The following is a 13,802-nucleotide window of genomic DNA, read 5'->3' as shown; positions in this document are numbered from 1 at the left end:
GCCGCTCATGACCTTCTTCAAGCAGCCTGCGACCGATGGCTCCCTGTACGACCGGCTGGCGATTGTGACCGGGACACCTGGCAGCGGAAAGACCACGCTTGCTCGCTTGTTCGAATACGACACTGTGCGCGGCCTGCTTCGCAACCGCAACGCCAGCACTTACCGTTCGCTTGCGGACGCTCTCACGCAATGCGGAGTCTTGGAGGACTTGACTCCCAAGATTCTCGGCGCGCGGGTACCCCTCGAATCGGAGTACCGGGATTTCTGGGAGTTCCCCTACCCAGAAGAAACGCGGATGTTGCTGACTACCCGACTGCTCGAAGCGCGGTCCGTGATCCGCTGGTTGAGGCAGCTAAACGAGTCCGGCATCTCGTTGAACGATATCGAGATCGCTCCTCGAGCTGGCGCAGAGGCGGCTCTAGAACAGATAGGTGGACGCGACGGCCAGGCGGTTCTTGACAGGGCCCGCGACGTCGAGCGAGCGCTGTACAAGATCGTCCGCGCGCTGGTGCCGCCTCGGCTGGATTCCCTGGGCAGCGCCGTCAGCGAGGCATACCAGCCATTCGACGTGGTGGAGACCATCAACTTTCCTTGGGAGGGCCAGCGCATCAGCGTCACCCCGCTGGCGATGTTCGATGACGCCCACTCCCTCCACCCGGTCCAGTACGAGCGCCTAGAGCGTTGGCTCGCTCAGCGTGAGATGCGGGTCGGCCGCTGGATCCTGACTCGACTCGACGCACTCAACCCGGCGCGCGTGCTTGGTCAGGAAGGCGAGCCCGACGTCCAGAAGCTTCGGGTCACAACCGAGATTCGGATGCAACTGACCGAGAGGCGAGCCACTCGCACGGCCTTCCGCAAGATGGCCAAAGACATGTCAAACCGCTACCTGCGGCAGATCGAGTCGTTCAACCGCAGACGTCTTACGGACTTCAGTGACTTGCTCGCCACGGAGGTAGCTGCCCCGACGGATAAGAGGCTCGCCGAGCTCTCTGGACGAGTAGACGTCGTGCAGCGGCGGGTCGGTGCCTCCGATGCACAGCGCCGCGAACTTCAGGCCAAGGTTGAGGACTACCTCGACCGTTCAGCGTCTAACACCGGCGACCCGGCATTGATTCTCGCGGCAACCACCATCGCGCTTGAGCGGTTCGGCAAGCGCACACCTCAACTACCTCTCGACGTCTTCGCCGACGAGGACCTCGAGCCGAACAAGCCGATCACCATCGATGCCAGCGTCATTGACGGCGCCCGCATCCACCTGCTGCACGAAGGGGGCGTGCCGTACTACGTCGGATTCGACGCGCTATGCGATGCCTCGTCCGAAAACGCTGAGCAGTTTCTCCAGCTTGCAGGTCGACTGGTGACGCAAGCAGAAACCCAACTCGTGCGAGGAAGACAGGCTCTGCTGTCAGCCAACGACCAGCATCGTCTGATCCGTCAACGCTCAACGGAGATCATCAAGGCTTGGGACTTCCCCCACCATCGGGAAGTGCGAGCGCTGACCGACGCGATTGCCAAGCAGTGCGTCGAGCGGAGCCTAGAGGGCAACGCATCACTGGGCGGAGGTCCCAACGCATGGGGTATTCCGCAAGAGCAATTCGAGGCACTCCCGGAGAGGCACCCCGGTCTCGCAAGGGTCTTGCAGTTCGCTGTCGCCTACAACGCGTTGGTGTTGAAGACCGAGCACTCGACAAAGAACCAGCTGTGGTGCCTCCTCGAACTTGGCGGACCCGTGGCCGTGGCTAACGGGCTCACGCTGCGTCGCGGAGGCTTCTTGGAGCGTGACGTGCGGAACATACTGGCTGTAGTCGAGGCCGTCTGAAATGCGCGAAGAGGGACGCTACAGCGAGTGCGTCATGCACTGCTCCGACGACGTTACTCCGTTCTTCAGGTCGTACTTCAAAGGCCGTAACGTCCTGGTGGTCGGTGGCGCCGGATTCGACCCGCGCGCCTGCAACGCTGTTCAGCAACTCCAAGGCAGCGGAGCCCGGGTGCAACTGCACCTTATCCGCGAGCTCCGGCCAGGACCGACGGACGCCCTGACTGCCGCCGCAGAGAAGAACCTCGAGCTGTTCCAGGAACTGGCATCGGCAGTCCAGATGACCGATGTCGAGATCTTCGGCAACGACGGCGCAATCGTCGGAGGAAGGCGAGCAGCGCGTGCTGTGAGCGATCTCGCCATCATGTCCTACGACGACGTCATCGTGGACATCAGCGCACTTTCGATCGGAACCAGCTTTCCGGTTGTGCGCCTCCTGGTTGAGGAGTTTTCCCGCAATGCGCAACCCAAGAACCTCCACGTCACGGTCACCCACGATCCGAGCATCGATGCGAGGATCACGCGAACTGCCGGAGACCGGCCGGGGTGGGTCCACGGATTCAGCGGCACCCTCGGCGTTGACCGCGACCAAAATCCTGCAAGGCTGTGGATGCCCCAGCTTGCCTCAGGGGCGCAGCAAGAGATCCGCCGAATCTATGACTTCGTTCAACCCGACGACACGTGCCCCATCCTTCCATTCCCCGCACGTGATCCGAGGTTGGCCGATAACCTCGCGCTCGAATACCGCGAAGAACTGCTCAGTACGTGGCAGGTCGACGTCCGCAACATCGTGTACGCCGACGACGACGACCCCCTCGACGTCTATCGAACCATCCTGCGCATCGACGATCTGCGCAAGCCTGTCTTCGAAGGCAGCGGAGGATCCGCCACCATCCTGTCGCCCACGAGTAGCAAGCTCACCGCACTCGGTGCACTCATGGCCAGCACGGAGCGCGACCTCCCCGTTGCCTATCTTGAGGCTGAAAACTACGAACTCGAAGCCTCGGCCGCTACCCAGCCTAGGACCGGTCAGAGTGAGGCCAGCTCGAGTCTGGTGCATCTTTGGCTCGAGGGCGAGGCGTACGCTAGTGGGCGTCCGGCTATGAGAAGAGAGGTCTGAGCGGTATGCCTCAGCGGGCTCCGAAGATTCTGGGCACCGGGCTGGTCGCCTTGGACCTCGTGGTGAGCGCCGACCCAAATTTGCCAGTGCGATCGTGGGCAGGTGGAACCTGCGGAAACGTCCTCTCCATCCTTGCGTGGCTCGGTTGGGACGCGTACCCGATTGCGCGCTTGAACGATGATGCAGCCGCCGCTCGGGTCAAGGCAGACCTCGAACGGTGGGGCGTTCACCTCGACCTCGCGGACTGTGGCCCAGCGGCTAACACCCCGATCATCGTGCAGCAGATCAAGCCATCAACCAGTGGCGGTTCGACCCACAGATTCTCCTGGTCGTGCCTGCGCTGTGGTGGCTGGCTGCCATCCTTCAAGCCGATCACTCGTACAGTCGTTGATCGGGTGGTTCCGTACATTCCCGAAACCTCGGTGTACTTCTTCGACCGCGTCTCGCGAGGGGCCTTGGATCTTGCGGCTCAAGCATCCGCAAGCGGTGCGGTCGTCATGTTCGAGCCCTCCGGTCGTGGCGATATGAAGTTGTTTAAGGAGGCACTTGAGCTTGCCCATATTGTGAAGTACGCAGACCAGCGCATGGCCGATTTGGCTGGCAACGACACCGCAGACAACCTTCGGCTCGAGATTCAGACGCTGGGATCTGAAGGTCTCCGATTCAGGCTCCCGCGCAACCGCCGCAAACCAGGATGGCGAACTCTGAATGCTGCGCCGGCTCCTAACGTCCGTGACTCGTGCGGATCGGGAGACTGGTGCACTGCTGGAGTCTTGTCAAAACTCGCAAGCCGAGGCGTTCAAGCTCTAGACGACGCAACCGTTGCCTCAGTCACCGCTGCGTTGAAGTTTGGCCAAGAGCTCGCGGCTTGGAATTGCGCATTTGAAGGAGCGCGAGGCGGGATGTACGCCCAGCCGCAAGCCGTCGCAGTTCGGTCCGACCTGCTGCCCGGGACTTCCCACGTGACCACCCAGTGCGTCGACAATGGCGTTGCGGCGGATCTCGTCAGCTGCCCAAGGTGTGACGTCGCCTAACCGCAAGATGCAGTTAGCTGTCCAACCGTGTGTCTGACAGGCCGGACCGGCCAAACATTGACGACGTCGGCTGGGAAGGCCCGTATCGACAAAGTTTCCCGCAGAAGGGCCGCCAACCTTCGCTGCTTCTCGACATCTAATTGTCGAGATGCAGCGAAGATTGCAAAGAGGGCCTTCGTTTGCAGCAAAAACCCGATGTTATGAGTACGCATAACTGCTAGTTATGGCTTGGGCGGACGTCCTGAGTCGCGCCAGCGTCGGGCTGCTCTCCTTGGCAGGCCCGAGCGAGGTAGCGCAGCGTGCTGTCGATGAGTTCGCGGAGGTCGGCGCCCGTGACGAGTTCCGGGCCGAGGTAGAACTGCGCAGTCAAACGTCGTCCGTCGTCATGGTGGAAAACGGGGTGACGACCCACCCGGCCGTTCCCTGCAGCATCGACCTCGGTGAGCCAGTTCCGGAGGCGGTCCTCGCGATTGCGCGGCTGCTTCATGGGATTTGCGCCGCTCAACGTGGAGCCCAGGGGCTTGTTGGTGATTGCCTCGAGAGCTGTGGTGAGGTCGGCCAAGTTCAGGGCTGGCTCGAGTTCCGCCGCGAGGCGGTGGGCAGTGCGCCGCGCATCGGCGCGGTCATGCCCCTTGTCCACGTGGACACCAATGCGGTACACCCATGACTTGTCTGACTGGCTCTTGTCTTGGCACCGAAGATTCACGCACAGGTGCGCACCTTCGATGCCTGATGGGTGCGGGGCGTAGGCGACGAGAGCTGGCTGGCCCGCGCTCGTCGCGCTGGCGAAGGCTCGACGACCATCAGACGCCAGGCCAGTGGCGATCGACCTCATGACGACGGGGTACATGGCCGCGCTGATTCCCGCGAGCGAGCCGACACCTTGCTCCTGCCAACCACGGAAGACCTCGGCGATGGCGGTGCTGAAAACACGGGCAGTGTCATCCAAGGAATCGGCCCAGCACTCAAAGACTTCAGCCAGGCTGAACCTGGTCCAACCGGGAGGGACTTTGCTGCCCGGAAGTTCCAGGTCGATCAAGAACATCGCAGCACCGTGTTGGTCGGCGAACTCCTGATAGCGGGTGAGTTGATCGCCGTGCTCGGTCGCCGCCACCTTCACCTCCAGCACTGCGGTGGGGTGGCCACCTTCCCCGTACACGACCAGGTCCAAGCGGTTGCGCTTCCCGAAGGGCACTTCAACGCGAACCTCACGGATCGGCTCACGCAGCCTCAGAATTCGGCACAGCGGCTCCGGATCACGGCGGGCCACGAAGGCGAGCAGCGAGGCCGTGTCGACCTCGTGTATGAGCACACGTCCCAAGAAGTGATGAGCAGTCACATGCCCTCCAGTCCCACCGATGACCTTCCCCTGGCTTGGAACCTAGTCGAAGCCGATTCCACGGGGCCTGACCCCGGTTCTTGGACACGCAGAATCCAGCACCTGGTGCTGGGGAAGCGAGATGATTCGAGAATCATGGCCAGGAAGAACTACTCCGAGGAGTTCCGTCGTCAGGCAGTCGACTTGTACGAGTCCACCCCGGGCGCCACGGTCCGCGGCATCGCCGAGGATCTCGGCATCGTGCGGGGCACGCTGCGGCACTGGCTCGAGGCGTACGGGACCGGGAAGAAGACCGCTGCTGACGGGACGTTGACCTCCAGCCCGCTGCAGTCCAAGCCGTCGAAGAGTTCCTCGACGCCGGCTGATGAGACGTCGGAGCAGAAGATCGCCCGGCTCGAGGCTCGGGTCGACGAGCTCGAGGTCGAGACGACGAAGCTGACCACCGAGCGGGAGATTCTTCAGCGGGCGGCCAAGTATTTCGCCGGGGAGACGCGCTGGTGAGTCGCTTCCAGTTCGTCGCTGACAACTCCGCCACCTTCGCCGATCGCGGCGGGGTGAAGCGACTGTGCGAGCTCGTCGAGGTCGAGCGCTCGTCCTACTACGCCTGGCTCAAGGCTGCCCCGACACGCGAGGGGCGTGCCCGGGCTGATGCCGAGCTCGCGGAGCGGATCAGGGCCGTCCATGCCGAGGACAACACCCAGGGTGCGCCTCGGATCACCGCCGAACTCAACGACAACGCGCCTGCCGGTGCACGGGTGAATCACAAGCGCGTGGCCAGGGTGATGCGGCTGGAGGGCATCCGCGGCTATGTGAAGAAGCGTCGCGTGCGGACCACGATCCCCGAACCCTCGGGGCAGAAGTACCCAGACCTGCTGAACCGGGACTTCACCGCTCCTGCGCCGAACCGACGCTACGTCGGGGACATCACCTACCTGCCGTTGGCCGACGGGACGAACCTGTACCTAGCGACCGTGATCGACTGCTACAGCCGTCGGCTGGCCGGGTGGGCGATCGCCGACCACATGCGCACCGAGCTGGTCGAGGACGCTCTCAACGCCCCTGCGAGAACGCCAGGACTGCAACTGAACGTTCTGATCTCCGACGTCATCGCGAGGTCGTCACTGAGCGAACGGGGGCGAGGGCGGCTCGACCGTGACGGGTGGCATCCTTGGGCCACAAGTCAGTTCTCGAAGGCCACATGCAGATGGTCCTGGTGCACGTCGTTGGTGAAGTAGGGCGGACCCGGGCCGCCGATGTCGACGGGTCCGCCGATTTCGTCGGCACCGAGTCCTGCAGCCGCCTCCATGACATCGCGCCATGGTGCTCGGTCGTGGGCAATGACGGGAATGCGGTCGAGCGCCCAGAGGTCTACCGCCCTGCCCTTGGTGTGGTTGGAGGTTCGCTCCGTGCCAAAGACGTTGGAGGGATGCCCGGTACGTAGGACGTGGACACCCAGGTGCCAACGTTGCGAAAGCTCGACCATTAGCTCCATCAGCTTCGGGTCGATGCGGCCGGATGCCAGGTCAAGCCGGGCCTCGCGGGGTATGCTGAGCTGACGGCTGCGCAACAACTGCTTCGCTTCATCTGGGACCTTGGCCGCGCGTTGCCGGTCCTTGGGGATGATGACTTCGGTGACGCGCCAGGAATCGCGGCGGCGGAGTCGCACATCGATGGTCATGGAAGTGCTGGTCGTCGTGCTGCTGCCATTGGCGATGGCGACCAGGCTAAGGACGATCATGACGCTGGCTTGACGCCGATCCCGGCTCAGCCCGCCATATTGCGGATAGACCACCTCCACGACGGACTCCTCTACACCTTCGACGTGTCCACGAAGAGGGCGCAGTGCCGAGGGAATGCTCCTGCCGGGACCGCCGCCATCCACCGTCAATGCGGCGACCACTTGGTGGACGGCGGTGAGCTTGCATTGGACCTCGACCTCGTTCTCGTGCGGCTTCCACGCCACCGGAGGAGAAAGTGATGGTTGAGTCGGCGTGCTCGAGCTGGTGCTCGTGGACCCGGTAGCCGAGTTCGGTGAGCGCGCGGTGACGTCGGATGGAGCGGTTGGTTCCTGTGGCCTCGAGCAGGAGGCCACCACGGACACGCTCGCGGAGGTCAACGCTGCCGCGATCACGGCTCGCCGGTCGGGTCGCAACTGGTTCGTCTCACGCACAGGAGGGGTCCCCTTCCGTGAGGTCCTTGCGGAACTCGATCAGCGTTCTGCCGTCGCGTTCGCGTTGAGCAACGCGACGCCAGCCGAGGTGGTCGTACATGGCGGCTGCTCCTTGGGATTCGTCTGGCGCCAGGACGGCACCGGTCGGCGTCGTTGCGGCGTCTGTGACCAGCGCAATCTGGTCGATGCCTGCATCCGTGGTGCGCAACTGCGCCCAGTGCAGGAGTCGGTTTGCGACTCCTCGAAGCGCGTACCTGGGGTCAGTGACCACCGCGTGGATCACCGCTGGTATTGGGCCGTCGTCGGCGCTGCCTGGTCGACAGGGTCGGCGTGCGAGCAAACGCTTCGCGTAGCGCACTGCGCGCGTACGCACGAAGTGCAATCCGACGCCGGGGTGGCACAGGAGGCCGCGCGTCCCCTCCAGCAGGAGTTCGCGGCGGTACTTGATCTTCAGCTCGTGGACGTGGTCCAAGGGATCAAGGGCCAGCAGGAGGTACCCGACCACCGTGTCCTGGGCGGAGGTGTCCACCACGACCGCGCCCGCGGCGTGGTCGGTATCGAGGAAGGTGCGGTGCCACACGCGAAGAAAGCGTTGCCCAAGGGCAGGGAACAGCCCATTGGGTAGCTGGTGAGCGTGCAGTGTGGCCGTGGCTCTCAAGTGCTCGCAGGTGAGGGGACGGATCTCCAGGGAAGGGGTAGGTGCGTGCGGGAAGGCGTGCGGGGTCGGCTCATCGGCCATGAGTGTAGGTCCCTGCGGGTCGTCGGTGTGAGGTCACATCTCGACGGCCTTCTGGCGCAACCGGCGGGTCTTTCGGGTACGCGGGGAAGGGCCGTCATCGACGGCCTCTCAGACTCGGATCAAGCAGATTCTCAAACGCACATTCGTCGCTGGGAGCGGACTCGGACGTAGCCACCGGTGAGGCGGCGCCCGCAGGCGCCACCGTCGCCGGCGTGGCCGATAGTAGGGGCGAGCATGCTGCTGTCCCGATCGCCGGGTCCGGATCCGACGCTGCTGGTTCTGGGGCGAGGTCCTGCGCTGCAGATCCACTTCACTGACATGGTGGTGTCCGTGCCCAGAGTGCTGCAGGGTGTGGGGGTGCACGGACTGAGCTGCCACGGTGGGTAGCAACCCATGAGCGCCTGCCGCCATCGCGGCGCATAGGATCACTGAGAGCACGAACAGCGGCGCGCGCAACGTCCTCACAGGCGAAGGGAGGCGATCCGGCGCCGGGACGTCAGCCGCCCGAGGGACATCACTCATGGACGCATCGAGGAGACCACGGGTGTCTCCTGACTGGGCAGCGCTGGTCCGGGCGAAGGGGGCATGGCCGGGTGTACGCGCGTCGTGCGGGTGCGGAACCACAGCATGCTTCACCCGGGCCCACAGACCGTCGTCGTGCGAGTGATCGTGCCCCCTGGTCCGGGGTCGGTTCGGTCATCGTGATGCCTGGCGCCCAGCTGCCGATGATTCCGAGGCATCGTCGAACTGGTGGTGCCGCGCGGTTTCCGGCGATCTTCACGGTCAGCGCACGAGCGGTAGGGAGATGGTGAAGCATGAGCCCTTTCCGGGGCCGGGGCTGGATGCGGTGAGTCCTCCGTGATGCGCGTCGATGATGGCTTTGCTGATGGTCAGGCCGATGCCAGATCCTCGTTGGTCGTTTGTGCGAGCTGAGTCGCCGCGGTAGAAGCGTTCGAATGCGTGCTGTACCTGGTCGGGGGTCATGCCGTCGCCGGTGTCGGTGACGGTGATGATGGCCTCATCGCCGTCGCGTCTCGCCGCAAGGGTGACTGTTCCTTCCGCCGGTGTGTGCCTGAGGGCGTTGGTGAGGAGGTTGGTCATGACCTGGGCGAATCGGACCGGATCGACAAGGGTCTCCAGTCCTGTTTTCTCGTCCAGGTCCAGTACCAAATTGAGCCCCTTGTCGGAGTACCTGTCACGCATGCCTCCGTAGGCGGCCCACAGTAGGTCACCGACGTTGTGGCTGCGGAGATCGAGGGCGAGGTGTCCTTCTTCGGCTGTGGAGACCTCGTTGATGTCCTCGGCCAGCCGCGCGAGTCGTTCCGTCTGGGCGGTCAACGCGAGACGAGAGTCGTCGCCGAGGGAGACGACACCGTCGTGTAGTCCCTCGTGGTAGGCGCTCAAGGTCGCGATCGGCGTGCGCAGTTCGTGGGCGAGGTCGGACAGCATCCGTCGTCTGGTGTCCTCGACTCCTTCCAAGCGGGCCGCCATCACGTTGAATGCTCCGGCGAGGGTCTCGAGCTCAGTCCCCGCACCGACATGAGGCACGCGGGTGGAGTAATGGCCACGGCTCAGTTCGCGCGCGGCATCGGTCATCTGCGCCAGCGGTTGACGCAGCCGTCGGGCGAGGAACCAGGCCACCGCAGTCGCCCCAGTCAGAGAGATGAGCAGGCTCACGCCCAGGGCGATGAGCGAAGCGTCCCGAAAGGCCATCTCGATGTGGACCAGCTCGGGTGCGTTCTCCTGGTGCCCCGCTTGGAGGAGGTGGTCGTGGAAGATCGGGGGGCCGATGACGGCGGCGACGAGCCCGGCTGTCAGTGCTCCCGCAAGGAGTACCAGGATCTGTCCCGCCAGTAGTCGAGGCGCCAGACCCTTGGAGAGTGTGTTGACGCGCTTGTTCATCCGGGCCCCATCCGGTAACCGATGCCGCGCACCGTGGTGATGTAGCGAGCGAGATCGGGGTTGTCTCCGAGCTTGCGTCGCAGGTGAGCGATGTGGACGTCGACCAGGTGCTCGTCCCCGACCCAGCCGCCACCCCAGACCTCCTCGATGAGCTGCGTGCGGGAGAAGGCCATCGAGGGCCGTTGGGCCAAGGTCATCAGCAGATCCCGTTCGGTCGGTGTCAGCGGAACTGGTTCTCCCTTCAGGTGGACCTGCTGCCCGAGCGGGTCGACCTGAAGATCGCCGAATACCCATGGGGTCGCCGCAGCGCTGGAGTTGCCGGCGTTCCCGCCCCGTGGGCGACGCAGGACCGTCTGCACGCGTGCCATCAGCTCGCGCACGCTGAAGGGTTTGGTGACGTAGTCATCGGCGCCCACGGACAAGCCGATCAGGGTGTCCACCTCGTCCGATCGGGCGGTCACGACGATGACGTAGCAGTCGCTGAAGGTGCGGATCTGGCGGCAGACCTCGATGCCGTCCAGTCCGGGCAGTCCCAGGTCGAGGATCACCACGTCTGGGGACTGCTCTCGTGCTGCTTCGACTCCGGCGACGCCGTTGTGCTCGACTGTGGTCTGGTACCCGCTGCGGGCGAGATAGGCGGCGATCATCTCTGCCAGCGTCTTCTCGTCCTCGATGATGAGCACCTTCGCCAACGGCTCGACAGGGGTTCGTGTGCTCACGACAGACAGTCTCACCCGAGGGTCGCACCACGGCCGACATCAGCGGCGAATCGACGAGGATCTTCGTCAAACCTCAACGCGGCGACCACCAACCCATGACCTTCCCGCCGGAGCCTGTCTGCATGCCGGGAGGTCGGCTTCAAGAAGGAGTCTCCGATGATGTGCAACCACGGCTGCGACATGATGTGGCTGGGTATGGCCGCAGGCGTCCTCGCCTTCTGGGTGATCGTCGTGCTCGCCGTGCGCGCACTGTTCCCCGGCCAGAGCAGCACCGCCACAGGCCCCACCCGGACCGACGCGCTGACGCTTCTCGACGAAGGACTGGCCCGCGGTGACATCAGCGTCGATGAGTACGAAAAGCGACGTCACCTGATCATTCACGGCCGCTGACGCGCGTCGGTACATCGACGCTTGGAAGGGAACTATGAACACCATCACTCGCCGTGGCCTGCTGATCGGCGGTCTCGGTACCGCTGGCGCAGCGGGCTTCGGAGCCTATGCCGCCACCCAAGGATCGGGTGCCAGCGCGCCGAAGGGCACCTTCGGCGCTCCGACGCCGGTCTCACCTGACCCGGGCCAGACGGTGGTGACCAAGACGTTGACCGCCAAGCCGATCACCCTCGATCTAGCGGGCCGCACCGTCTCGACCTGGGGATACGGCGACGCCGTGCCTGGCCCACTTCTGCGGGCCACCGCCGGCGACTTCCTGCGGGTCACTCTCGACAACCGACTTCCGGACGAAACCACCATCCACTGGCACGGTCTTCGCTTGCGCAACCCGGCCGACGGCGTCCCCGGCATGACCCAGGACCCGGTGAAGCCAGAAACCTCCTACGTCTACGAATTCACAGCGCCCGACCCGGGCACGTACTTCTTCCACCCCCACGTCGGCGTCCAGCTCGACCGGGGGCTGTACGCCCCGTTGATCATCGACGACCCGAACGAGCCAGGCGACTACGACATCGAGTGGGTCCTCGTCCTCGATGACTGGATCGACGGAACGGGCACCACGCCCGACGAGGTCCTGGAGAAGCTCTTGGCCAACGACTCCGGATCCGGTGGCATGGGTGGCATGGACCACGGCGAGATGGATGGCATGAACCATGGCGCCATGGACGAGGCCGCGCCCTGGGGTGACGCCGGCGACGTGACCTACCCCTACTTCCTCATCAACGGACGGCCGCCAGCAGACCCCGAGACGCTCACGGCCAAGCCGGGGCAGAAGATTCGTCTGCGAATCATCAACGCCGCCTCCGACACCATCTTCACCGTTGCTCTCGGGGGGCATCGGATGACGATCACGCACAGCGACGGGTTCCCGGTCGAGCCGACCGAGACGGATGCGTTCTACATCGGGATGGGCGAACGTTACGACGCGATCGTCACCCTCGAGGACGGGGCCTTCCCCCTGGTGGCCAAGCCGGTCGGCAAGACCAGCGGCGGCCAGGCCATGGCCCTGGTCCGCACCGGAAGCGGCGCCGCCCCCGCAGCGGACGCCAACCCACGAGAACTCACTCGAGAAGTCCTCGTCGGCTCTGACCTAAGACCGGTCCAGGCAGCCAAACTGCCCAGCAGGAGACCCGATGCAACCGCGCGGCTCACTCTCACCGGATCGATGCAGCCCTACGCATGGGGGATGAACGGAGCTCCGTTCGGCAAGAACGAGCCCCTGACCGTCCGGGCCGGGCAACGACTGCGGATCAACGCCACCAACATGACGATGATGACCCACCCGTTGCACGTGCACGGCCACACCTTTGCCCTGCCCTCCGGGCTCAGGAAGGACACCGTCCTCATGGCCCCCATGCAGTCTTTCGCCATCGACCTCGACGCCGACAACGAGGGCGACTGGCTGATCCACTGCCACAACATCTACCACGGAGAGGCTGGCATGATGATCGCCCTGGAGTACACCGCATGAGGCCCCGTCGACGTCGCGGCGTCCTTGGTGTCGCTGCCGTCGCTGTCCTGGCGCTGCTGGCCGGCTGCTCTTCAACATCCGACACCGGGAACGAGTCCGCCGGCGTCGAGTCATCGACGGGCACAGCACAGGACGGCGCGGCCGGGCAGCCCACGCCCCTGATTCATGTTCATGGGATCGCTCGTCACCCACGCACCGACGACCTGCTGGTGGCCACTCACCACGGCTTGTTCCATCGAGTCGACGGCGAGCTCGTCCGCAAGGGTCCTGCCATCGACCTGATGGGCTTCACCATCGGCGACGACGGCACTCTCTACGCCTCCGGTCACCCAGCGCCCGGCACCGACCTCCCCCAGCCGGTGGGTCTCATCACCTCGCAGGACACGGGCCGCACGTGGCAGGTCGCCTCACTCGGTGGACGCTCGGACTTCCACGCTTTGACCGCCGGCCCGAACGGGGTCATCGGGTTCGACGGAACGCTTCTACACACCAGCGACAAAAAGACCTGGGACACGCGGGACATCCCCTCGCCACCACGGGTACTGGCCGCTTCTCCCACGTCCGGGACGTTGCTGGCCACCACCAGCGCTGGCCTGCTCATGAGCCAGGACGACGGCGTCACCTGGACCTCCCTCGCCCCACCGGAGACCGCCGTCCTCGCCGCCTGGGCCGACGAAGAGACCATCGTGATCTCGTCAGCCGAAGGAAGACTGGCAACCAGCAGCGACGCCGGCCAGACCTGGACCCTCCACCCCAAGAGCATCGGCCCGGCCGAAGCGCTGTGGGCGGGCCGCACCAGTGACGGGCAGCTGGAGATCATCGCGTCTGTCGAAGGGCGCGTGATCAGCACCACGGACGCAGGAGCGACCACCCAGACGTTGGGGCAGTGACTCGTCGTCACCATCCCTGTTGCAGGTCAGGCGCTGCGATTCGCCGATTCTCCACCGGCACCGGGTGGCCTTCATCCAACCTCAACGAAAGCGGGATCGAATCATCATCTCGCGACGTGAGGGTGGCCCTGTCCTCGACAATTTTGTGAAGG

11 protein-coding genes and 1 pseudogene are annotated in these 13,802 nt (G+C 64.6%); 7 read left to right on the top strand and 5 right to left on the bottom strand.

The features are described from left to right. The first annotated feature begins 7 nt into the window (after positions 1 to 7). The 3 genes from NYE39_RS10495 to NYE39_RS10485 all read left to right on the top strand — a co-directional run bounded on the left by NYE39_RS10495 (position 8) and on the right by NYE39_RS10485 (position 3,970). A complete protein-coding gene (locus NYE39_RS10495) occupies positions 8 to 1,819 on the top strand; it encodes a hypothetical protein (RefSeq protein ID WP_341012630.1) in 1,812 nt (603 codons plus the stop codon). A 34-nt stretch (positions 1,820 to 1,853) separates the two neighbouring features. Continuing rightward, the gene (locus tag NYE39_RS10490) at positions 1,854 to 2,936 is read left to right on the top strand and encodes a hypothetical protein (RefSeq protein WP_341012629.1); all 1,083 of its coding nucleotides are present in this window, start codon (positions 1,854 to 1,856) and stop codon (positions 2,934 to 2,936) included. 275 nt (positions 2,937 to 3,211) lie between these two features. Beyond that, positions 3,212 to 3,970: a PfkB family carbohydrate kinase gene (locus NYE39_RS10485; protein WP_341012628.1), complete on the top strand. Its 759-nt coding sequence runs from the start codon at positions 3,212 to 3,214 to the stop codon at positions 3,968 to 3,970. A 217-nt stretch (positions 3,971 to 4,187) separates the two neighbouring features. On the opposite strand, the gene NYE39_RS10480 is transcribed toward NYE39_RS10485, so the two are convergent. Continuing rightward, entirely contained in the window at positions 4,188 to 5,309 is a 1,122-nt protein-coding gene (locus NYE39_RS10480; RefSeq protein ID WP_341012627.1) for a PD-(D/E)XK nuclease family protein, read from the bottom strand. Positions 5,310 to 5,444: 135 nt separating this feature from the next. Between NYE39_RS10480 and NYE39_RS10475 the strand changes: the two are divergent. Further along, positions 5,445 to 6,379, top strand: a pseudogene (locus tag NYE39_RS10475) (IS3 family transposase); the annotation flags it as partial. A 110-nt stretch (positions 6,380 to 6,489) separates the two neighbouring features. Here NYE39_RS10475 and NYE39_RS10470 read toward each other — a convergent pair. From NYE39_RS10470 to NYE39_RS10455, 4 genes are all read right to left on the bottom strand, one after another. After that, complete coding sequence (locus tag NYE39_RS10470; RefSeq protein WP_341012626.1) at positions 6,490 to 7,272, bottom strand: hypothetical protein; 783 nt, start codon at positions 7,270 to 7,272, stop codon at positions 6,490 to 6,492. 199 nt (positions 7,273 to 7,471) lie between these two features. Beyond that, positions 7,472 to 8,059 carry a hypothetical protein gene (locus NYE39_RS10465; protein WP_341012625.1) on the bottom strand — a complete coding sequence of 196 codons (588 nt, stop codon included), beginning with the start codon at positions 8,057 to 8,059 and terminating at the stop codon, positions 7,472 to 7,474. 942 nt (positions 8,060 to 9,001) lie between these two features. Further along, positions 9,002 to 10,120 (bottom strand): sensor histidine kinase, encoded by a 1,119-nt coding sequence (locus NYE39_RS10460; RefSeq protein ID WP_341012624.1) that lies wholly within the window; start codon positions 10,118 to 10,120, stop codon positions 9,002 to 9,004. Beyond that, a complete protein-coding gene (locus tag NYE39_RS10455; RefSeq protein ID WP_255494255.1) occupies positions 10,117 to 10,839 on the bottom strand; it encodes a response regulator transcription factor in 723 nt (240 codons plus the stop codon). Before NYE39_RS10455 ends, NYE39_RS10460 begins: the two co-directional genes overlap by 4 nt. A gap of 156 nt (positions 10,840 to 10,995) precedes the next feature. On the opposite strand from NYE39_RS10455, the gene NYE39_RS10450 reads away from it, so the two are divergent. Genes NYE39_RS10450 through NYE39_RS10440 form a run of 3 tightly spaced genes read left to right on the top strand, consistent with a single transcriptional unit; the run spans position 10,996 to position 13,650 of the window. Further along, entirely contained in the window at positions 10,996 to 11,229 is a 234-nt protein-coding gene (locus NYE39_RS10450) for an SHOCT domain-containing protein (RefSeq protein WP_341012623.1), read from the top strand. A 34-nt stretch (positions 11,230 to 11,263) separates the two neighbouring features. Further along, positions 11,264 to 12,760 (top strand): multicopper oxidase family protein, encoded by a 1,497-nt coding sequence (locus NYE39_RS10445; protein ID WP_341012622.1) that lies wholly within the window; start codon positions 11,264 to 11,266, stop codon positions 12,758 to 12,760. Next, positions 12,757 to 13,650: a F510_1955 family glycosylhydrolase gene (locus tag NYE39_RS10440; protein ID WP_341012621.1), complete on the top strand. Its 894-nt coding sequence runs from the start codon at positions 12,757 to 12,759 to the stop codon at positions 13,648 to 13,650. The genes NYE39_RS10445 and NYE39_RS10440 overlap by 4 nt, the downstream gene beginning before the upstream one ends. The last annotated feature ends 152 nt before the right edge of the window (positions 13,651 to 13,802 follow it).

Origin of the sequence: Janibacter sp. FSL W8-0316, from assembly GCF_038004165.1 — a bacterium.
GTDB lineage: Bacteria > Actinomycetota > Actinomycetes > Actinomycetales > Dermatophilaceae > Janibacter > Janibacter indicus.
The sequence above is the reverse complement of the archived record's forward strand: the minus strand, read 5'-3'. Positions and strand labels throughout refer to the sequence as shown.

Excerpts from the sequence above, each read along its gene's own strand:
- NYE39_RS10495 (WP_341012630.1), top strand. The coding sequence starts at position 8 with ATGACCTTCTTCAAGCAGCCTGCGACCGATGGCTCCCTGTACGACCGG.
- NYE39_RS10490 (WP_341012629.1), top strand. The coding sequence starts at position 1,854 with ATGCACTGCTCCGACGACGTTACTCCGTTCTTCAGGTCGTACTTCAAA.
- NYE39_RS10460 (WP_341012624.1), bottom strand. The coding sequence starts at position 10,120 with ATGAACAAGCGCGTCAACACACTCTCCAAGGGTCTGGCGCCTCGACTA.
- NYE39_RS10450 (WP_341012623.1), top strand. The coding sequence starts at position 10,996 with ATGATGTGCAACCACGGCTGCGACATGATGTGGCTGGGTATGGCCGCA.
- NYE39_RS10445 (WP_341012622.1), top strand. The coding sequence starts at position 11,264 with ATGAACACCATCACTCGCCGTGGCCTGCTGATCGGCGGTCTCGGTACC.
- NYE39_RS10440 (WP_341012621.1), top strand. The coding sequence starts at position 12,757 with ATGAGGCCCCGTCGACGTCGCGGCGTCCTTGGTGTCGCTGCCGTCGCT.